This window comes from Martinezella sp. CNPSo 3959 (assembly GCF_057784355.1).
On sequence record NZ_JBXSOV010000006.1, the window covers coordinates 127,690 to 148,772 of the forward strand.

The following is a 21,083-nucleotide window of genomic DNA, read 5'->3' on the forward strand; positions in this document are numbered from 1 at the left end:
TTGGCCCCTAAATAACCTGCGGGAGATCCCATGTCTCACACGGAACAGACGGACGGTATGACCACAGGCAAAGAGGCGACCCTCCATCAGCGCATTCTCAGCGATATTGAGGGCCGGATCGTCTCCGGCGCCTGGCCTCCAGGGCATCGCATTCCATTCGAGATGGACCTGGCGGAACACTATGACTGCTCGCGCATGACGGTAAACAAGGTGCTGACACAGCTTGCGCGCGCCGGCCTGATCGAGCGGCGAAAGCGCTCGGGCAGCTTCGTCACGCATCCACAAGCGCAATCCGCCGTGCTTGAGATTCACGACATCAAGTCCGAGGTCCTATCACTCAATCTGCCCTATTCGCACCGGCTGATAAAGCTTGCCGAACGACGCGGACGGCCGGAGGACGCGCGCAGGCTGCAGTTCGTCGGCTCCATACCGGTGATGGAGATCACCTGCATCCACTATGCCGGTCCGCGCCCCTTCTGCCTGGAAAATCGCGTCATCAATCTCGATGCGGTGCCGGAAGCGGCGAAGGCAGACTTCGAGACATTGCCGCCAGGCCCCTGGCTGCTCAACCAGGTGCCGTGGAGTACCGCCGAACATCAGATCCGCGCCATATCGGCCGAAAGCGACGCCGCCGCCAATCTCGATATCCAAAAAGGGACGGCGTGCCTCGTCGTCGAACGGCGCACCTGGAGCGCCGCCGGCCCGATCACCCACGTTCGCCTGACCTATCCCGGTGATCGCCATAGCCTCGTGGCGCGCTTTACACCGGCAAGCTGACAGTTGCCCGCCCCGATTAAGGACGCTGCGGCGACTCTGTCGGCGGCGGAATGAGGCTGTCGGATTGACGGACAGGCGGAGCGGGATCGACCAGCAGGATACTGAGCGCAATCAGAACCAGTGCCAGAATCAGCAGGATTCCGATCAGAAGCGGGCGAATCGCGGTCATTTCGTTCTCCAATCTCCCCAGCCCAGCGCCAAGCGCGATAGGGAATTCGAGATAACCAGCGCAGTCTAACGGTAAACGTTAAGCAATGCTTGATGTTCTGCGAAAAAATGGGCCTTTTCCCGGAATTTCTGCCCACGCCGGACGAGACGGCAATCTCACGCTTGTTTGAATGGTGAGTGATGGAAGCGGCGCATAGGATCGCGATATCGATGGCTTCGAAGCCGTTCCGCGGCTTCCGTCGATCAATTCCAACCTTCTCATCAAGCACGACCGGCGCATCGCTCGGCCGATATCTCAAGGGAGACTCCACCCATGGATCGCAAACGTCTGATCGCGGCTGCGCTGACGCTCTCCGTCGCCACGCTTGCCGCGTTTCAAAGCGCCGAGGCCGCCGAGCGGGTAAGGGTGCGCGGCACCGTGGAAAGCCTCGATGGCGACACGCTCAAGGTCAAGTCCCGCGACGGCAAGGACATTACTGTTGCACTGAAATCCGGCTGGAACGTCGGTGGCGTCATCAAGGCCGCAGTCAGCGACATCAAGCCCGGCGATTTCGTCGGCATCGCCTCGCAGCCGACCGATAGCGGCATCAATGGCGCGATCGAAGTTGTCATCTTCCCGGCCTCGATGAAGGGAACGGGCGAAGGCGACCGCCCTTGGGATTCAGCGCCGAACAGCTCGATGACCAACGCCACGGTCGCCAATGCCGTGACCTCGGTCAACGGCCCGACATTGACGCTCACCTACAAGGGCGGCGAACGCAAGATCAATATCCCGGATGGCACGCCCGTCGTGACGCTGACGTCAGCAACGAAAACCGATCTGAAGCCCGGCGCCGGCGTCTTCATCACAGGCGAGCAAACCGGCGAGACCGCAGTCTCCGCCGACCGCGTTGCCGTCGGCCTCAACGGCACCGTACCGCCGATGTGATGGATTGGCGGCGGGCTAGATAACGACCCTCAGCCGATCGAGCAAGGCACAATCCGAATTCCGCATATCCCGGCTGAGGACGAGCATCAACAGCGTGTTCGCCATCACGATCCTTTTTTAGTTTTTCGATCGCAAAGATCGAAACACAATCGCACCATCAACGACGCCGCCGCCTACCCCATTCGATATTCGATGGAGGGCCTGCTGCTGGATGACGGCGATCAGACAATTCTTGGCTCGTCGATGTCGGTGAACGCCTGAATAGGCTGCCTTTTTGGGCTCTATTGCGCTGCGAAAATGACCGCCGATAGGCCATCCCCCAAAAGGCAAAAAAATGCAAACCCGATTGAAATATAGCCTATTGCATAATTCTTATATCGGTCGTATTTGTTTAGTAGCATCATAGCCCGATCCTCCCGGAGCCCCGCATGACGCAAGTTCAAGAAGCTGCAGCACAGCGGCAAGCATGGCGATTTGCCGGCCGCGATGAAGACGATCGTCCGAGCCTTCCCGAAGTCAATGCCACCGTCAGGGTTCCTCATGGCGGCAGCTGGATTCGGCGCCTGATCGCTTTCGTCGGTCCAGGCTATATGATTTCCGTCGGCTATATGGACCCCGGCAACTGGGCGACCGATCTCGCCGGCGGCGCGCAATTCGGCTATACGCTTCTCACCGTCATCATGCTGTCGAACCTGATGGCGATCCTTTTACAGGCGCTTTCGGCGAGATTAGGCATAGCCACCGGCCGCGATCTCGCACAGGCCTGTCGCGATCACTATCCGCGGCCGGTCAATCTGGCATTGTGGTTTGCCTGCGAACTCGCCATCATCGCCTGCGATCTCGCCGAGGTCATCGGCACGGCGATCGCATTGCAGCTGCTTTTCGGAATTCCGCTGATCGGCGGCGCATTGATCACCGCGCTGGACGCCTTTCTATTGCTGCTGCTGATGAGCAAGGGTTTCCGTTATCTCGAAGCGTTCGTCATCGCGCTGCTGATCGTCATTGCCACCTGTTTCGCCATCCAGATCGTCGCGGCCGCACCGCCGGTGGCAGCGATCCTCCAAGGCTTCATTCCCTCGCCGGAAATCGTCACCAATCACGAGATGCTCTACATCGCCATGGGCATTATCGGCGCGACGGTCATGCCGCATAATCTCTATCTGCACTCCTCCATCGTGCAGACCCGCGCCTACAAGCGCACGGACGAGGGTCGCCGCGATGCGATCAAATGGGCAACGATCGACAGCACGGTCGCCCTCATGCTGGCGCTCTTCGTCAATGCCGCGATCCTGATCGTCGCAGCCGCCGCCTTCCATACCAGCGGCCATTCCGACGTGGCCGAGATCGGCCAGGCCTACGAGCTGCTGTCGCCGCTACTCGGCCTCGGCATCGCTTCCACGTTATTTGCCGTCGCGCTGCTCGCCTCCGGTCTCAACTCCACCGTTACGGCGACGCTTGCCGGCCAGATCGTGATGGAAGGCTTTCTCAGGCTCAGGATTCCGCATTGGGCAAGACGGCTTTTGACGCGCGGCCTCGCAATTATTCCGGTTGTGTTCGTCACCGCTATTTATGGTGAAAAAGGCACTGCAAACCTGCTTGTTCTGAGCCAGGTCGTTCTCTCCATGCAACTGCCCTTTGCCGTCATTCCTCTGGTTCAATTCGTCACGAATCGCGAGAAAATGGGCAGTTTCGTCATATCGAGAAGCGTCGCCGTTCTCTCGTGGGTAGTCGCCGCGATCATCCTGGCGCTGAACTTCAAACTGCTCTACGACACCATCTTCGGTTGACGAATCACCCGGAACGCGCAAATCTCGCCCCTGTGGACGATCACGGCAATTAACTGACTCGTAATATTTGCCTAGATTTCGCCATGATTTGCCCTAGTTTGGGCCCACCGCAATCTGCAGGGTTCCTCACTTCATGGCCGAAAGTCCATTGCGCGTTCAATTTCCTGCAGAAGCCGCCATCCAGGCGCGGCCGCATCATGATTTTCACATTCCATTCCTGCCGCGCTCCGCGCATCTTCGCCATCTGATCGTCATCGGCCTCGCCGGCACCGCATCCTTCGGCCTGCTCGCCACTGTGCTCTATCCCTTGCTGGCCCGTAACACGATCGAGCGTGCAACGCCGGTGCGCACCGCTCAGCTCGCGCGCTCTCAGCCAGCCATGCGCAAAGCCGGCCGGCTGGCCGCGAAACAGCGTTTCGATGGCGCCCGTTTTGCGCAGGTGGCGGAAAAACTATCCAGCGGCGAAACCCGCATCTTCACCTATCATCGCACGACGCTGGTCTTCAAATCCGACGAAGCTGCCCTGGCGCGCGCAAGCGCCATCAATGCCTCCTATGGCGCAGAGCGTGCCGACAGCGAGCTATTTTCGCCCCCGTCGCTTTCGGATATCCGCCATGGCATCTATCCGCAGACAACACATTATGATGCCGTGCGCCGCTCTCGTTTTCCGGTTCGCGGCGTGCCGCTGAACGTCAGCGTAGCGCGCGCGACGACCGGTGAAGCCGGCCGCGAGTTCCACAGGCTCGTCTCCATGCCGAAGGATAAGCAGGATCTTCAGGATATCCTGGCGTCTGCGGGCCTCGGCAGCGACGCCGGCGACGAACTGCAGCGCGCGCTGGAAACCGATACGGTCTCCCCTGGCGACAGCCTGGAACTGCTGCTTGAGAAAAAAGGACCTAATGCCCGCCCGAAGCTGATCATGGCGCGCCTCAGCGGCGACAAGACGCGGGAGCGCGTCGTTGCCCGCGACGATGCCAACGGCTTCGTTCCGATGGCCAATGACAGGCTCTTTTCCACCCTCTACAGCGAAAGCCAGGCCGACGCTCCGTCTTCGACGGAGGTTGCCGCTGTTGATCTGAAAGGTGTCGACGAAAGCGATGAGCGGGCAGTCAGCGACAAGCTCGAAAGAGCCGGCCTGACCAAGGAATATGCCTCGCAGCTCATCAAGCTTGCCAAGGCCAAAGGCATTTCTCTCACCAGTATCGACGATGCTCCCGACAGCGTCGATCTGCTCTTCCGCAAGGCGGACGACGGCCGCAGTGAGCTGATGTTCATCGAATTCCACGCCGATGGCGACACGCATCGCTTCTATCTGCACAAAAACGACGGCGAAGGCCCTTCGGAATTCTACGACGAGCGTGGCCGTTCGATTGCCAAAGTGCTCGTGCATCGGCCCGTGCCGAACGGCACGCTCGGTGATGGCTTTGCCTGGCGAATCCACCCGATCCTGGGCGTGAAGAAATTCCACAATGGAGTCGATTTCCGCGCACCGATGGGCAGCCCCATCCAGGCCGGCGGCGACGGTGTCGTCGAGAAGATTTCCTGGGAAACCGGCTACGGCAAATATGTCCGCATCCGCCACGATGGCGGTTACGAAACCACTTATGCCCATATTTCGGCAACGCCGCCGGATCTGCGCGTCGGCCAGCGCGTCACCCAGGGCCAGACCATCGCCTATGTCGGCTCGACGGGCTACTCCACCGGCCCGCATCTCTATTACGAGCTGCGCGTCAACGGCCGTTACGAAAACCCGCTGACTGCGCAATTGCCTGCCGGCACCAATCTGACGGGCAAGTCGCTCGACAGCCTGCGTTCTCAGGTCAATCATGTCGAGAACATCATGAGCTATCTCGACGTTCCGCCCGCTGCCCACGGCAATGCGCCCACCGCCTTCGCCAACTTCGAGCAAGGCCCGAGCTTCGGGCCGAATTCAGGGCCAAACCTGGGACCAAGCTTCGGGCCGAACCATTTCGGCGCACCCTCTCCTTAAACAGACTAAAAAGCCGGCGCAGACGACTCCTTCCGATTCCGTCGGTCGGCAATAGCGCCTTGATGCCGAATACGGTAACAATCGTCCGGTACTTCGCCATGGAGAAGACGCTGCCGCGCACTATTTTTACCGCAGGGCCGGATATCGTCACGTGGCAATCCGTAAGGAGCAGACATTGGCGCGCAAGCCGTTGCCGGAACCGAGGAATATCGCGCCAAGCGAAAGCAGGCGTCTGCGCGCCGATGCGCGGCGCAACTATGACAAGCTGATCGAAGTAGCAGCACAAGCCTTCGCCAGCCACGGCACCGCCGCCTCCCTCGAAGACATAGCTCGCCGCGCGGATGTCGGGATCGGTACGCTCTATCGCCATTTTCCAAGCCGGGAACATCTGGTCGAAGCGGTTTATCGTCACGAGGTCGAAGCACTGTGCGATGCCGCGGAAGAGCTCTCGCGCGAGCGCGCACCGGATGAAGCTCTGGAAGAGTGGATGAACCGCTTCGTCGGTTATATCGCCACAAAAAGGGGGATGGCCGATAGCCTGCGCATCCTTCTCAGCAGCAACTCCAAGCTCTTTGCCGACAGTTACGGCCAGGTGCCGGTCGTGCTCTCGGGCCTGATTGATCGCGCGGTCGCCGCCGGTACGATCCGTGCCGATGTCGACAGTACCGACGTGCTGCAGGCATTGTCCGGCACCTATTCCATGCCCAATTCACCGGAATGGTACGACCGGTCCCGCCGCCTCGTGCGTCTGCTGATGGATGGGTTGCGTTGGGGTGCCCCGAAAATACGAGTGTCGCAAAAGACCTGACAATCGGCAGGATGCTTCCTATATGCATTTGAACTGAGAACGTCAGGTGAATCTGGTTCTGCCGCAGCTTATGTGGCTGGCCCCTCACCCTAGCCCTCTCCCCGCTAGCGGGGAGAGGGGACGACAGCGCAAAACACACGCTGCTCCATTGGGGCGGAAGCGCCTTAATCACCGTAAAGCCCCCTCTCCCCGCGACGCGGGGAGAGGGTTGGGGTGAGGGGCCGTGCACGAAGCCGCGGCAGAATTAAACTCCGCCGACTGCCATCAAAGCTGAGGAGAGCAGGAATGTCCGAAAGACCAGTCAAGATCCCCGGTCCGGATCATCCGATTACGATTGAGGACAAGCAGGCGCATGTCATCGTCTCCGTCGCCGGCAAGGTGATCGCCGATACGCATGAGGCGTTGTCGCTCAAGGAAGCATCCTATCCGGCCGTCATCTATATCCCGCGCAAGGATGTCGATATGTCGTTGCTGGAAAGGACCAGCCACGAAACCTATTGCCCCTACAAGGGTGAATGCTCCTATTACAGCATCCCGGCCGGCGGCGAGCGCTCGGTGAATGCCATCTGGACTTACGAAAACCCCTATGCATCCGTCAGCCGGATCAAGGACTACATGGCCTTCTATCCGGATCGCGTCGATTCGATCGACGTGAAGGCTTAAAGAGCAAGACCACTCGCGGCATCGAAGACGTAGACCTGGTCCGGGCTCACGGAGACATTCAGCGGTTGGCCATAACGCACCGGTGCCTCGCCATCGACGACGGCCGTCACCTGCTCTCCGGCGAGGTCGAAGAGCACATGCGTCTGCGCGCCGGTGGGCTCGACGAGCAGCGTCTGCCCGGTGAGCGGCGAACCGCCATTGGCAAGGCTCAGATGCTCGGGCCTTAAACCAACCTTCACGCTTTGGCCCGCCTTCACCTTGCGCTCCTCGGCAATGCGGATCGGCGTGCTGTCCTTCAGCCGCACGGCTGGCGAGCCCTCGACGCCCTCGACCACGCCGTCGAGGAAATTCATGGCCGGCGAGCCGATGAAGCCGGCGACGAAGAGGTTGGCCGGCTTGCGGTAAAGCTCGATCGGCGTGCCCTGCTGCTCGATCCGACCCTGGTTCAGCACCACGATACGGTCGGCCAGCGTCATCGCCTCGATCTGATCGTGTGTGACATAGATCGAGGTGGTCTGCACCTTCTGATGCAGCGCCTTGATTTCCGAACGCATTTGCACGCGCAGCTTCGCATCGAGGTTGGAAAGCGGCTCGTCGAACAGGAAGACGGCCGGGTTGCGCACGATGGCCCGGCCCATGGCGACGCGCTGGCGCTGGCCACCGGAAAGCTGCGCCGGCTTGCGGTCGAGCAGCTTGGTGAGATCGAGCATTCGCGCCGCTTCATTGACCCGCTGTTCGATGACCGGCTTGGTCTCGCCCGAGAGCTTCAGATTGAAGCCCATATTCTCGGCAACCGTCATGTGCGGGTAGAGCGCATAGGACTGGAAGACCATGGCGATGTTGCGCTCGCGCGGCGTCATGGCGTTGACCACCTGCCCGCCGATCGACACGTCGCCATCGGTAATCTCTTCCAGCCCGGCGATCATCCGCAGCAGCGTGGACTTGCCGCAGCCGGAGGGACCGACGAGCGCGATGAACTCGCCATCCTCGATCGACAGCGAGATATCGTGGATGACGGTCAGCGCCCCATAGGCCTTGTGGATGTTGTGCAGTTCGACGGATGCCATGTTGTTTGCGCTCCAGTAAGGCTCAGGATTTCACAGCGCCGGCGGTAAGGCCGGCAATGATGTGCTTCTGCGCCAGGAAGAAGACGATGACGGTGGGCAGGATGGTCAGCGTGATGAAGGCGAGCACCAGCTCCCATTCCGTGCCGAATTCGCCGCTATAGACCATCATGCCGAGCGGCCAGGGATAGATCGAATCCGAGTTCAGCATGATCAGCGGCAGGATGTAGCTGTTCCAGCTGCCGACGAAGGAGATGATGCTGACGGTCGCGATGATCGGCCGCGAAAGCGGCAGCGAGATATGCCAGAAGAAGCGGATATAGCCGCAGCCATCGACAAAAGCCGCCTGGAACAATTCTTCCGGGAGGTTTCGAAAATAGTTCCGGAAGAGCAGAATGCTCATGCCGAGGCCGAAAGCCACCTGCGGCAGCACCACGCCCCAATAGGTGTTAAGCAAACCGAGATCGCGGATGCGGATGAAGAGCGGCAGGATGGCGGTGGCGGCCGGGAACATCAGGCCAATGAGGAAATAATTGAGCAGGAAGTTCGAGCCGAAGAATTTTACATGCGCGAAGGCAAAGGCCGCCATGGCCGAGACGGACAGCGTCAGGAACACGGTGAGTACGGCGATGATCAAGGAATTCATCATCTGCCGCCAGTAGCGGTCGCCGAACAGGATGCCGGTATAATTCTCGAAATGCCACTCTGCCGGCAGGCCGAACGGATTTGTACGGAGATCGCCGAGGGTCTTGAAGCCGCCGAGCGCGGTCGTCAGCAGCGGGATCAGCACGATCGCGGCAATGATGGTCAGCGACACATAGAGATAGATCTTCGTGCCGGTGGTCAGTCGAACGGATGAGGCCAGATCAGTCATTGCGCATAAATATCCGTTTGTAGCCAAAGGCGAGGGTGACGCAGATCACGAACAGCACGACGCCGACGGCGCTGCCGAGGCCGACCTGCATGCGGGTGACGCCGAAATTGTAGAGGAAGGTCACCATCGTCTGGGTCGAGTTGAACGGGCCGCCGCCGGTGAGCGGCATGATCATGTCGAAGAGCTGCAGCGAACCGACGACCGCGAAGAAGACGGAAAGACGAAGCGTTGAGCCTAAGAGCGGCAGCGTCACGTAGCGGAATTTCTGCCAGCCGGTGGCACCATCGATTTCGGCTGCCTCCAAGACGCTCTTGTCGAGGGATTGCATGCCAGCGATGAACAGCATCATGTGAAAGCCGAAATATTTCCAGACGATCACGCCGAGCACGGCATACATCGCGAGATCCTTGTCGGCGAGCACATAGGGTGTCGGCGTGCCGAGGAAATGCGCGATCGCGGCGAACAGACCGTAATCGCCGTCATAGACGAAGCGCCAGATCAGGCCGGCGGCCACTTCGGCCAGCACATAGGGCAGAAAGAAGATCAGCCGGAAGAGCACGACGCCGCGAATGCGATGCGCCAGCATCGTCGCGAGCCAAATGGCAAGCGGCACCTGGACCGCAATCGACACGACGATGATCAAAGCATTGTTCTTGAGCGACGTCAGGAAAGCGCCGTTCTTGAAAAGAACCTGGAAATTGCGCAGCCCCACAAACTCCGTCGGCGGACCATAGCCGTTCCAGCGATAGAGGCTGTACCAGGCCGCTTCCCCCATCGGCAGGATGACGAAGATGGTGAAGAGCAGCAGCGCCGGCGGCAGAAACAGCAGGATGACGGGGAGGCGACCACGCGCAGCCGGCGATTTTCGCTTCGTTGCGGGTCTCGCTCTCGCGACGGAGGGCATGGCGGTCGTGGCGCTGACATCGGTCATGGGCAGTCTCGACAGTTGCAGTTCAAAGAAGAACCGGCGCCGGCACAAGGGAGAGGCCGGCGCCGGATGGCGCTAGAGCTGGTCCTGCTCGAAAGCGTCCTGGACCTGCTGCGCGCCATCCTTCGGCGAAATCTGGCCGGAGACGATGCCGACGGCCACATCGTTGACGACGCGGCCGACCGAGGGGCCGAGATCCTGGTCGAAGAAGTTCTGATGCCAGGTCGAATGCGCCAGCTGGTCGGCAGCCTCGTGCATCAGCGGACCCTTGACGCCGTCCTCAGCGCCGACGGCGACCGGGATAATCATGCCCGCCTGCGCCATGGCGCGCTCGTTTTCGGCATTGGTGAGATAGGCGAGGAAATCAAGCGCCTCGGGCGGAGCCTTCTTGGTGACGGCCCAGCCATTCAGGCCCCCGAGTGTATCGGTAGCAAGACCTGCCCCGCCGGTCACGGCCGGGAAAGCGAAGCGGCCGATATTGTCATTCGCCAGACCCTTGCCGTCGCCGGAATTGGTGCGCTGGTTGGCGACCGTATTTTCGAAGCCGAGGATCATCGCGGCCTTGCCATCGCCGAAGACGCCGAGCGCCTGCGGCCAGGTGGTGCCGAGATAGCCGGGCTGGAAGGGTTCGAGCTTGCCAAGCTCGGCAAGCTGTTCGCCGGCCTTGATGATCGCCGGATCGTTGAAACCATTACCCTTGCCATTCTTGGCGTCGTTGAAGACCTGCTGACCGCCGTCGCGCATCACCAGATAGCTCCAGTAGAAATGGATCGGCCACTTTTCGCCGCCACCGCCGGCGATCGGCGCGATGCCAGCAGCCTTGATCTTCTTGACCGCGGCCAGATAATCGTCCCAGGTCTTGATGGCGCCGGCATCGACGCCTGCCTTGGCGAACAAGGCCTTGTTATAGAAGAAGGAAACCGTGCCGAGCTTATAGGGCACGGCGCTGATCTTGTTATCGAAGGTCAGGCCCTTGACGGCTGCCTGATTGTAGCTCTTCAGCCAGGCGCCGTCCTTGGCGTTCATCGCCGCAGTCAGGTCCAGCAGCGTGCCCGTCGCCTGCTGCTGCTTGAGCACCCCGCCGCCCCAGCTGAAGAAGAAATCGGGAGCGTCCTTCGATTGCAGGAGCGTCGGCAGCTTCGCCTTGAAGGCTTCATTGGCCAGGAACTGCATCTCGATCTTCGTGCCGGGATGCTTGGCCTCATATTGATCCGCGATCTTGCGCCAGACCGCGACATAGTTCGGATCGGTTTCCAGATGCAGCCATTTGACAACGGTGTCGGCGGCAGCGCCCGTTGCGCCGGCGAGAATCGCCAGTCCGGTCGTCGCGGCAACAGCAGCAATGCGAAGGGCTTTGGCCCCACGTAGATGGATCATGATTTTCTCCTCCCAAGGGAACCAAGAGCCTCACTATTTTTTCCCTTATGCGGAATAATTCAACGGAGCTTTGCTAAAATGTCAACCGCCTTCGTTAAATTTTCGGCAGATTGCCTGCGAAATGGCTTGACATTGGGCAATGGCCATAGGTTATTTAATTCGCATTCCGTTAAAAATACCAGGCCGCCAGCCGAGCGGGTCCGTCATTCGGCGTCAATCTCATGAAAACAGCAGACCCCGAGCTTATGCGGGCGATAAACCGCTTCAATGTGCTGGATACGATCCGGCGGGCGGGCTCCATCGCGCGGATCGAAATCAGCGACCGCACCCAGCTTTCGACCACGACAGTCTCGGCAATTACAGCCTCGCTGCTGGATGACGGGCTGATTCTGGCCCGCACGGAAGGCGACTTGCGGGAGGCGGCCAGCCGCGGCCGACCCCGCGTCATGCTGGAACTCAATCCCGATGCCGCGCGCGTCGTCGGCGCGAAAATTGCCGCCAATCGCATGGTCTTCGTCGTGACGGACTTTTGCGGCGAGGTTCTTTCGACATTGACGCTGGCGCTGCGCGTCGACCGGCAGCCGATCGGTGTCATCGCCGATCTCATCGAGGATGGCGTGCGCCGCTGCGTCGTCGATGCCAATCTGGCGCTCGACGAAATCGATTCCGTCTGCCTCGGTCTACCCGGCGTCGTCGAGCACCGCACCGGCCATATCCGCACCAGTCCGATCTTCCGCGAGACGGGCGTCGATTTCGCCAAGGAAATGTCGGAGCGGCTGGGCGTGACCACCATCGTCGAAAGCGATGCGCATGCCATCACGCTCGCGCATCATTGGTTCGGCAAGGCGAGAGACCTCGACGACATGGTGCTGGTATCGCTGGAGCAGACGCTGGGTCTCGGCGTGCTGCATGGAGGCCAGCTGTTTCGCGGCGCCGGCGGCCTAAGCCACAATCTCGGCGACCTCGTGCTTGGCATAGGCTCGCAAGGCACCGTCAGATTGGCGAGCCTTGCCGGCGAAAGCGCCATTCTCGGCGATCAGCCAGGCGGCGGTCGCTTTGCCGAAGCCATCCGCCTCGGCCGTGGAATGGCGCACGCCAAGACGCTGATCGATGCTGAAGACACGTCGCTGATCAGCGCGGCAATCCGTGCCGGCGAAGCCTGCGGCATGGCGCTCGCCAACATCGTCACGCTGTTTGCTCCGCCGCGCGTCATTCTTGTGGGATCAAGCCTGGCGCTCGGCCAACCCTTCCTCGACAGCCTGCGGGAGGCCTATTCGCTGGCCATTCCGCCATCGATCAAGGGCGTGACCGAACTCGTTTTCGACCAATCGACCGACGAGACCTGGGCGCAGGGCGCCGCGGTCGTCGCACTGCGCGAACTCTACGAATCGCCCTGGGGAACAACGGGACCGGCACCGGCTCTCTGATTTCGCGGGACAGCACAGACAATTCATCTGGAGGAATCTTATGAACAAGGTCGGCATCGGCATCATCGGCTGCGGGAACATTTCCGGCGCCTATCTCACTGCCATGAAATCCTTTCCCATTCTCGACATCAAAGGTGTGGCCGACCTCAATCGCGAGCTCGCGGAGGCAAAGGCTGCCGAATTCGGCCTGAAGGCGGTCGATATCGCCACCCTTCTGGCGGACCCCTCGATCGAGATCATCGTCAACCTGACCATTCCGAAAGCACATGTCGCCGTCGGCCTGCAAGCGCTCGAAGCCGGCAAACACACCTATTCGGAAAAGCCGCTGGGCATCAATTTCGCCGAGGGCAAGACGCTTGCGGATGCTGCTGCGGCCAAGGGTCTGCGTATCGGCGCTGCCCCCGATACCTTCCTCGGCGGCGGCCACCAGACGGCGCGCGCCATCATCGACGAGGGTGCGATCGGCATCCCGGTCGGCGGCACCGCTACATTCATGTGTCCCGGCCATGAACGCTGGCATCCGAATCCGGCTTTCTATTACGAAGTCGGCGGCGGCCCGATGCTCGATATGGGTCCCTATTACATCACCGATCTCGTCAACCTGCTCGGCCCTGTCTCCCAGGTCGCCGGCTTTGCCGTCACGCCGCGCAAGGAACGCATCATCACCAGCGAACCGCGCAATGGCGAGCACATCCCCGTGCATGTGCCAACGCATGTTGCCGGCGTCATGGCCTTTGTGAGTGGCGCGGTCGTCCAGATCGGCATGAGCTTCGATGTCGCCGGCCACAAGCACGTGCCGCTCGAAGTCTACGGCACCGAAGGGACGCTGATCGTGCCTGATCCGAACCGTTTTGGCGGCCCGGTGGAGTTTCTGAAGAAGGGCGGTGAATTTGCCGAGCGCGAGATCACCGCGCCCTATGCGGACGGCAATTACCGCTCGCTCGGTGTCGCCGACATGGCGCACGCCATCCGCTCGAACCGTCCGCACCGCGTCAATGGCAGCCTCGCGCTGCATGTGCTCGAAGTCATGGAAGCCTTCCAGACGGCCTCCGACACCGGGCGCACGGTCGCCATCACGACGCAAACGGAGCGTCCGGCCCCTCTGTCCGAATCCCTGGTGGATGGGCAGATCGGCCGCTAACCAAGTAATTTCAGGAGGATTATCATGCGTGAAGCACTTATCGTCTGGGGCGGCTGGAGCGGCCATGAACCGCAGGAATGCGCCCATATCATCCGCGACATGCTGGAAGAGGACGGCTTCAAGGTCTATCTCGAAAACAGCACTGAGGCCTTTGCCGACCCTTCGATCCACGATCTCAGCCTGATCGTGCCGATCGTTACTATGTCGAAGATCGAGAAGGAGGAGGTGAAGAACCTCGCCGATGCGATCGAAAGCGGCGTCGGCATAGCCGGCTATCATGGCGGCGCAGGCGATAGTTTCCGCGAAAGCGTTGAGTATCAGTTCATCATCGGCGGCCAATGGGTCGCCCATCCCGGCAACATCATCGACTACACGGTCAATATCACCCGCCCGGACGATCCGATCATGGAGGGGATTACCGATTTTCCCTACACGTCGGAGCAATATTACATGCATGTCGACCCGTCGAACGAGGTGCTGGCGACCACGACTTTCACCGGCGACCATGCCTACTGGATCGACGGCGTCGTCATGCCGGTCGCCTGGAAGCGCAAATACGGCAAGGGCCGCGTCTTCTATTCCTCGCTCGGCCACCAGGCCAAGGAATTCGATGTGCCGCAGATGAAAACCATCTTCCGCCGCGGCGCCAATTGGGCGGCACGCTGACGACAGGCTTCCCGCCCGGAAGAACCGCCTCCTTGGATGCCTTTCCGCTTTTCTTCGAATCGCGAAAACGCTCTATCTCTTTGTTTCATGACGCATTCCGGACGGAAAACCGCTGCGCACTTTTCCTGGAAATGCTCTGGATCAGGATCTGACACCGTCCGCAGCACCTTGCCGCGGACGGTTTCCATATTTGGAAACCACCTTTATGGTCGCGTCTTGCGCATACGTACGAGAATTGGCCAGAAACCGGAGTTTCCGAACATATGCTTCATCATATTTCCCTCGGCGTCTCCAACATCGAGCGATCGGCGCGATTCTACGACGCGGTCGTTGCTCCGCTCGGATACCGCCGCGTTTGGGAGGATCTCAGACCGGGAGAACCTGGTCAGGCCGTTGGCTATGGCATTGCCGATGGCGAAGACAAGCTGGCGCTGAAGTTTTGCCCGCAAGATCAGCGGCCGCCTGGTCCGGGGTTTCATCTGGCTTTGGCAGCCCCAAGCAGACAAGCCGTTTCTGATTTTCACAAGGCGGCTGTCGAACACGGTGGAACGGACAACGGTGCCCCCGGCCTTCGGCCCGACTATGGACCGCATTATTTTGCGGCTTTCGTGATCGATCCCGACGGCCACCACATCGAAGCCGTCTTCAATTCTCCCGTTTGATCGCAAGAGGCAGGCACCTTGCCACCCTGGTCCGAACTGGTAGAATACTGCCTGCACGCCACAAACTCTTGTGCTGCTTGCGCTTTTTTGCTGCCATGGAGGATGGATGGATCAAGGCGCCATGGAAGCAACAAATACCTCGACCGTCAGCTACGGCATCGAACCGGGGTTGCGTTTCGCCTCCCTGCTCGACGGCCATGGCGGCTGCAGGCGGCAGCTCAATATGGACCAGGTCTGCGCCTGGAATCCCGCCGAGGGCGTCATCTGGCTGCATCTCGAACGCGACCATCCCGCCGCCGCCGACTGGATCGCCCATAAAAGCGGTCTCGATCCTTTTGTCATCGAAGCTCTGCTGGAGGAAGAATCCCGCCCGCGCGTCGAGCCGGTAGGCGACGGGCTGCTGATCATCCTGCGCGGCGTCTGCGCGACCTCGCCTGATGGCGCGACGCAGAAGCCCGCGGATATAGACTTGGTGCCCCTGCATCTATGGATCGACGCGAACCGCATCATATCGCTGCGCGACAGCGGCCACTACATCACGGCACTGCGCGATATCCGCCTGTCATTGGAGAAGAAGAAGGGGCCGCAGCGCTCTGGCGATCTGCTCGCCCTCATCGGCGACAAGCTGGTGCGCGATCTCGAACCGGTGCTTGACGCCATGGACGAAGAGGTGGACGAGCTCGACGAGCTGATCTTTCACGGCGAAGCCGGCCAGGTGCGCGAACGGCTGAAGCTGCTGCGCCGGCGCGCCGTGCAGCTTCGCCGCTATCTCGCCCCGCAGCGCGACGCGCTGAACCGTATCGAGCATGACGACGCACCCTGGCTTGCCGAACGCGACAAGCTGCGCATGCGCGAGGTCATCGACAAGCTGATGCGCTACATCGAATATCTCGACGCCATCCGCGACCGTACCAGCATCCTGCATGACGACCTCTCGACCGTCATCAGCGAGCGCATCGCCCGCAACTCCAACCGCCTAGCCGCCCTTGCCGCCCTGCTCCTGCCGCCGAGCGTGGTGGCCGGGCTCTTCGGCATGAATGTCGGCGGCATTCCCGGCGTCAACGACACCTGGGCCTTCATCATCATCGTCGCCTTCGTCACGATCACCTCGATCGCGACGCTCTGGGTGCTCAAACGTATCAACTGGCTTTAGGTCCGGCAATTTCGGCTACGCGCGGCGAAAAGGCGACCCTTTCGAATGGTGGAAACACCGCTCCCTCCGGCAATTCGCCCGACCGCCACGCGGACAAGGCGACGAAAGAAGCTCGAAACCATCGGTTTGTTTTTCGCGATCGACGCAAGGATTTCAGGCATTTCCAATCCCGATCAATCGCTTACCGATTTTGCCCCGCCCGCGGAAATATCGTCCTTCGACCTGGCTTTCGGCGGGCAATCGGGACTCGCCTAATTTTCGTTTGACATTCCTTTAGCTTCATTTATCGTCATTATAGTTTCGGTTTTAGCTTGAGGAGTAGAAACCGAAACAGGGGGAGAGATCATTGTCCAAAGCTCGAAACGACAAGACAGACGGCATCGATTGCGCCGCAGGCCGCAATCCTTTCGAGCAGGCTTGCCGTATCCTTGCACGACGAATGGAGCTTTCCGCTTTGCATGGTGCGAAGCCTATCGATGATGATCGCCTGCGGCGCGAATCGCCCGCACGCGGCTCGCCGCAATTCGCGTCTGTGCGACTACTTAATTCTTATCAATTTGTTGAAAACGCATGGCATTCTGCCCCTATGCCGATCTTGGCCGAAGGCACCGCTTCGTGACGCAGCCGATCGCCATTCAATGGGCAAAAAACAGGCCTTGCGGCCAGCAGTCCGTCGCGGCTCCGGCATGTGGCGTGTAGAAGGAGCCTATCGTGCTTGAACTCAGAAACGTGTCGAAGTCGGTGGGCGGCGAGACGCATATCGCAGAAACGAACCTGACGCTGCAGCGCGGCACGCTGAATGTGCTGCTCGGGCCGACGCTTTCGGGCAAGACCTCGCTGATGCGGCTGATGGCCGGGCTCGACAAGCCGACCACGGGCACGATCCATGTCGATGGGAAAGATGTCACCGGCCTGCAGGTGCAGCGCCGCAACGTCGCCATGGTCTACCAGCAATTCATCAACTATCCCGCGATGACCGTCTACGACAATATCGCCTCGCCGATGCGGCTGAGCGGCAAAAGCGCGGCGTCCATCGACAAGGAAGTAAAAAAGGCAGCCGATCTTTTGCGGCTTGGTCCCTTCCTTGATCGCCTCCCCTTGAGCCTTTCCGGCGGCCAGCAACAGCGTACGGCCCTTGCCCGCGCCATCGTCAAGAATGCTGGCCTCGTGCTGCTCGACGAGCCGCTCGCCAATCTCGACTACAAGCTGCGCGAGGAACTACGCGCCGAATTGCCGAAGATCTTCGCTGAATCCGGCGCGATTTTCGTCTACGCCACCACCGAACCTTCCGAGGCGCTGCTTCTGGGAGGTAACACCGCGGCCCTGGCAGAAGGCCGCATCACGCAATTCGGATCGACGATCGATGTCTTCCGCAATCCTCGCGACCTGATTACCGCGACCACTTTTGCCGATCCGCCGCTGAACACGATGACGCTCGATAAGCGCGGCCGGGAATTCGTGCTCGACAGCAACATCCGCCTGCCCGTACCGAGGGGTTTGGAGGACCGGACGGATGGCCGCTACACGATCGCCTTCCAGCCGCATCATCTGGCGCTTGCGCCGCAGACGCCGGAGGCGGTCGCTGCCCCGGCACGGGTGATGGTGAGCGAGATCACGGGCTCGGAGAGCTTCATCCATATCGATTTTGCCGGCCAGCGCTGGGTAATGCTGACCCAGGGCGTGCAGGATATCGATGTCGACGATGCGATCGACGTCTATATAGACCCGCGCCACATCATGGTCTTCGACGCCGATGGTGCCGCCGTCACTCCCGCCCTGCAACAAGCCGCCTGAGGAGGGACTATGGCCCGCATCGATCTCGACCACATCCGGCACGCCTACAACGACCACCCGAAATCCGACGCCGACTATGCGCTGAAGGAAGTCAATCACAGCTGGGAAGACGGCAGCGCCTACGCTCTGCTCGGCCCCTCGGGCTGCGGCAAGACCACGCTTCTCAACATCGTTTCCGGTCTGGTACAGGCTTCCGAAGGCCGCATCCTCTTCGACGGCAAGGACGTGACCCGGCTGTCGACCCAGGAACGCAACATCGCCCAGGTCTTCCAGTTCCCGGTCGTCTACGACACGATGACCGTCTACGACAATCTCGCCTTCCCACTGCGCAACCGGCATGTTCCGGAGGCCGAAGTGAAGCGCAAGGTCGATGAAATCATCGAGATGATCGGCCTTTCCGACAGCGCCCACCGCAAGGCGCGCGGTCTGACCGCCGACGCCAAACAGAAGATCTCGCTCGGCCGCGGCCTCGTGCGCTCCGACGTCAACGCCATCCTCTTCGACGAGCCGCTGACCGTCATCGACCCGCACATGAAATGGGTGCTGCGCTCGCAGCTGAAGCAACTGCACCGCCGCTTCGGCTTCACCATGGTCTATGTCACCCACGACCAGACGGAAGCGTTGACCTTCGCCGACAAGGTCGTGGTCATGTACAATGGCGAAGTGGTGCAGATCGGCACGCCGAACGACCTTTTCGAGCGTCCGCGCCACACCTTCGTCGGCTATTTCATCGGCTCGCCCGGCATGAATGTCATGCCCGTCGAAATCGAAGGCAGCAGCGCGCGCATCGGCAACCGCACGATCACACTGCCCGGCGCGCCTAAAGAGAAGCGGTTCGGCCGTTCCGAGCTCGGCATCCGCCCCGAATTCGTCCGCATCGGCCGCGAAGGCATGCCCGCCACCGTCACCAAGGTCGAGGATCTCGGCCGCCGCAAGGTGGTCCGCGCCAAGCTCGACGGCCAGGATATCGTCGCCGTGATCGGCGAGGACCAGACGGTGCCGGCCGAGCCGCACATCGCCTTCGATCCGGCCGGCATCAATATCTACGCCGACTCCTGGCGCATCGAGATGGGAGCCTGATGATGGACAAGACCTGGAACAACAAAGCCTGGTTCATGCTCATTCCGGTTCTGCTGCTGGTCGGCTTTTCCGCCGTCATTCCGCTGATGACGGTCGTGAACTATTCGGTGCAGGACACGTTCGGCAACAACGTCTTCTTCTGGGCGGGCACACAATGGTTTGAAGAGATCCTCCATTCCGGGCGTTTCTGGGATTCGATGATCCGCAACCTGATCTTCTCCTTCGTCATCCTGGCGATCGAGGTGCCGCTCGGCATCTTCATTGCGCTCAACATGCCGAAGAAGGGCATCGGCGTTCCCGTCTGCCTCGTGCTAATGGCCTTGCCTCTGCTGATCCCGTGGAACGTCGTCGGCACGATCTGGCAGGTCTTCGGTCGTAGTGACATCGGGCTGATGGGCTACGTCCTCGTCAATCTCGGCATCGACTACAACTATGTCTCCGATCCGGCAGACGCCTGGGCCACGATCATCATCATGGACGTCTGGCATTGGACAAGCCTCGTCGTGCTGCTGTGCTATGCCGGCCTCGCCTCCATTCCCGACGCCTTCTACCAGGCCGCCAAGATCGACGGCGCCTCGCGCTGGTCCGTCTTCCGCTACATCCAACTGCCGAAGATGAACCGCGTCCTGCTGATCGCCGTGCTGCTGCGCTTCATGGATAGCTTCATGATCTATACCGAACCTTTCGTCGTGACAGGCGGCGGCCCCGGCAACTCCACCACCTTCCTGTCGATCGACCTCGTGAAGATAGCGCTCGGCCAGTTCGACCTCGGCCCGGCCGCAGCCATGTCGCTGGTCTACTTCCTGATCGTGCTGCTGCTGTCCTGGGTCTTCTATACCGTCATGACCAATTACGATGCGGGAGCAAGCCGATGAGCGGCAAACCCCTTACCACCACGGCCGATGGCGCCGCGATGCACAAGATGGCCGCCTCGGATGCCGCCGCAAATGCGATTGTTGCGACGGGCACGCAAGTTGCCCGCCGTCACGGCGAAAAAGGCCGATGGTCCTGGCTTGTGCCGACGCTCTACATCGTCTTCCTGCTGCTGCCGATCTATTGGCTCGTCAATATGAGCTTCAAGACCAATGAGGAAATCATTGGCGGCCTGACCCTCTATCCGCACCAGCCGACGCTGCGCAATTATGCGATCATCTTCACGGATCCGTCCTGGTACAAGGGCTATATCAACTCCATCACCTATGTCGTCATGAACATGGTGATCTCGGTCGCCTGCGCGCTTCCCGCAGCCTACGCCTTCTCGCGCTACCGCTTCCTCGGCGACAAGCATGTCTTCTTCTGGCTGCTGACGAACCGAATGGCACCGCCGGCGGTCTTTGCGCTCCCCTTCTTCCAGCTCTATTCGGCCTTCGGCCTGATCGATACTCATATCGCCGTGGCGCTGGCGCACTGCCTGTTCAACGTGCCGCTGGCGGTCTGGATCCTCGAAGGCTTCATGTCCGGAGTGCCGAAGGAGATCGACGAAACCGCTTATATCGACGGCTATTCATTCCCGCGCTTCTTCATCAAGATCTTCATTCCCCTGATCGCAAGCGGCATCGGCGTCGCAGCCTTCTTCTGCTTCATGTTCTCCTGGGTGGAATTGCTGATCGCCCGCACCTTGACGACGACCGACGCCAAGCCGATCGCCGCCATCATGACGCGCACGGTCTCGGCCGCCGGCATGGACTGGGGCCTGCTTGCCGCCGCCGGCGTGCTCACCTTGGTTCCCGGCGCCCTCGTCATCTATTTCGTCCGCAACTACATCGCCAAGGGTTTCGCGCTCGGCCGCGTCTGAA

The 21,083-nt window shown here is 60.6% G+C and carries 20 protein-coding genes; 15 read left to right on the plus strand and 5 right to left on the minus strand.

Annotation, left to right across the window (positions count from 1 at the left end; genetic code table 11):
• The first annotated feature begins 57 nt into the window (after window positions 1–57).
• Window positions 58–777, plus strand: a complete 720-nt coding sequence (gene hutC / locus AC13RE_RS15700; RefSeq protein ID WP_488563700.1) for a histidine utilization transcriptional repressor HutC — start codon at window positions 58–60, stop codon at window positions 775–777.
• A gap of 16 nt (window positions 778–793) precedes the next feature.
• Here the strand turns inward: hutC and AC13RE_RS15705 are convergent, their stop codons facing one another.
• Window positions 794–946: a hypothetical protein gene (locus AC13RE_RS15705; RefSeq protein WP_165915281.1), complete on the minus strand. Its 153-nt coding sequence runs from the start codon at window positions 944–946 to the stop codon at window positions 794–796.
• Window positions 947–1,258: 312 nt separating this feature from the next.
• Between AC13RE_RS15705 and AC13RE_RS15710 the strand changes: the two genes are divergently transcribed.
• From AC13RE_RS15710 to AC13RE_RS15730, 5 genes are all read left to right on the plus strand, one after another.
• Window positions 1,259–1,873 carry a single stranded DNA-binding domain-containing protein gene (locus AC13RE_RS15710; RefSeq protein WP_488563609.1) on the plus strand — a complete coding sequence of 205 codons (615 nt, stop codon included), beginning with the start codon at window positions 1,259–1,261 and terminating at the stop codon, window positions 1,871–1,873.
• 428 nt (window positions 1,874–2,301) lie between these two features.
• Window positions 2,302–3,660 carry an Nramp family divalent metal transporter gene (locus AC13RE_RS15715; protein WP_488563610.1) on the plus strand — a complete coding sequence of 453 codons (1,359 nt, stop codon included), beginning with the start codon at window positions 2,302–2,304 and terminating at the stop codon, window positions 3,658–3,660.
• Window positions 3,661–3,793: 133 nt separating this feature from the next.
• The gene (locus AC13RE_RS15720; protein ID WP_488563611.1) at window positions 3,794–5,650 is read left to right on the plus strand and encodes a peptidoglycan DD-metalloendopeptidase family protein; all 1,857 of its coding nucleotides are present in this window, start codon (window positions 3,794–3,796) and stop codon (window positions 5,648–5,650) included.
• Window positions 5,651–5,825: 175 nt separating this feature from the next.
• On the plus strand, window positions 5,826–6,458 hold the full coding sequence (locus AC13RE_RS15725) for a TetR/AcrR family transcriptional regulator (protein ID WP_488563701.1): 633 nt from the start codon (window positions 5,826–5,828) through the stop codon (window positions 6,456–6,458).
• Between the two features lie 285 nt (window positions 6,459–6,743).
• On the plus strand, window positions 6,744–7,121 hold the full coding sequence (locus AC13RE_RS15730; protein WP_488563612.1) for a DUF427 domain-containing protein: 378 nt from the start codon (window positions 6,744–6,746) through the stop codon (window positions 7,119–7,121).
• On the opposite strand, the gene AC13RE_RS15735 is transcribed toward AC13RE_RS15730, so the two are convergent.
• The 4 genes from AC13RE_RS15735 to AC13RE_RS15750 form a co-directional block, all read right to left on the minus strand.
• On the minus strand, window positions 7,118–8,188 hold the full coding sequence (locus AC13RE_RS15735; protein ID WP_488563613.1) for an ABC transporter ATP-binding protein: 1,071 nt from the start codon (window positions 8,186–8,188) through the stop codon (window positions 7,118–7,120). The two genes, AC13RE_RS15730 and AC13RE_RS15735, sit on opposite strands and share 4 nt — an antisense overlap.
• Before the next feature lie 22 nt (window positions 8,189–8,210).
• Complete coding sequence (locus AC13RE_RS15740) at window positions 8,211–9,059, minus strand: carbohydrate ABC transporter permease (protein WP_015341575.1); 849 nt, start codon at window positions 9,057–9,059, stop codon at window positions 8,211–8,213.
• A complete protein-coding gene (locus tag AC13RE_RS15745) occupies window positions 9,052–9,990 on the minus strand; it encodes a carbohydrate ABC transporter permease (RefSeq protein WP_132719944.1) in 939 nt (312 codons plus the stop codon). Before AC13RE_RS15745 ends, AC13RE_RS15740 begins: the two co-directional genes overlap by 8 nt.
• Window positions 9,991–10,062: 72 nt before the next feature.
• Window positions 10,063–11,364: an ABC transporter substrate-binding protein gene (locus AC13RE_RS15750; RefSeq protein ID WP_488563614.1), complete on the minus strand. Its 1,302-nt coding sequence runs from the start codon at window positions 11,362–11,364 to the stop codon at window positions 10,063–10,065.
• Window positions 11,365–11,585: 221 nt separating this feature from the next.
• On the opposite strand from AC13RE_RS15750, the gene AC13RE_RS15755 reads away from it, so the two are divergent.
• The 9 genes from AC13RE_RS15755 (at window position 11,586) to AC13RE_RS15795 (ending at window position 21,082) form a co-directional block, all read left to right on the plus strand.
• A complete protein-coding gene (locus AC13RE_RS15755) occupies window positions 11,586–12,791 on the plus strand; it encodes an ROK family protein (protein WP_488484501.1) in 1,206 nt (401 codons plus the stop codon).
• A gap of 40 nt (window positions 12,792–12,831) precedes the next feature.
• Window positions 12,832–13,932 carry a Gfo/Idh/MocA family protein gene (locus tag AC13RE_RS15760; RefSeq protein ID WP_488563615.1) on the plus strand — a complete coding sequence of 367 codons (1,101 nt, stop codon included), beginning with the start codon at window positions 12,832–12,834 and terminating at the stop codon, window positions 13,930–13,932.
• Between the two features lie 24 nt (window positions 13,933–13,956).
• Window positions 13,957–14,598 (plus strand): ThuA domain-containing protein, encoded by a 642-nt coding sequence (locus tag AC13RE_RS15765; RefSeq protein ID WP_068389995.1) that lies wholly within the window; start codon window positions 13,957–13,959, stop codon window positions 14,596–14,598.
• A gap of 263 nt (window positions 14,599–14,861) precedes the next feature.
• A complete protein-coding gene (locus AC13RE_RS15770; RefSeq protein ID WP_488563616.1) occupies window positions 14,862–15,260 on the plus strand; it encodes a VOC family protein in 399 nt (132 codons plus the stop codon).
• A gap of 121 nt (window positions 15,261–15,381) precedes the next feature.
• Window positions 15,382–16,413, plus strand: coding sequence for a zinc transporter ZntB (locus AC13RE_RS15775; protein ID WP_488563617.1), 1,032 nt, complete (start codon window positions 15,382–15,384; stop codon window positions 16,411–16,413).
• A 711-nt stretch (window positions 16,414–17,124) separates the two neighbouring features.
• Complete coding sequence (locus tag AC13RE_RS15780) at window positions 17,125–18,207, plus strand: ABC transporter ATP-binding protein (protein WP_488563618.1); 1,083 nt, start codon at window positions 17,125–17,127, stop codon at window positions 18,205–18,207.
• A 9-nt stretch (window positions 18,208–18,216) separates the two neighbouring features.
• On the plus strand, window positions 18,217–19,287 hold the full coding sequence (locus AC13RE_RS15785) for an ABC transporter ATP-binding protein (protein WP_132719937.1): 1,071 nt from the start codon (window positions 18,217–18,219) through the stop codon (window positions 19,285–19,287).
• A 2-nt stretch (window positions 19,288–19,289) separates the two neighbouring features.
• A complete protein-coding gene (locus tag AC13RE_RS15790; RefSeq protein WP_132719936.1) occupies window positions 19,290–20,162 on the plus strand; it encodes a carbohydrate ABC transporter permease in 873 nt (290 codons plus the stop codon).
• 47 nt (window positions 20,163–20,209) lie between these two features.
• Window positions 20,210–21,082: a carbohydrate ABC transporter permease gene (locus AC13RE_RS15795; protein ID WP_488484582.1), complete on the plus strand. Its 873-nt coding sequence runs from the start codon at window positions 20,210–20,212 to the stop codon at window positions 21,080–21,082.
• Window position 21,083: the final 1 nt, after the last annotated feature.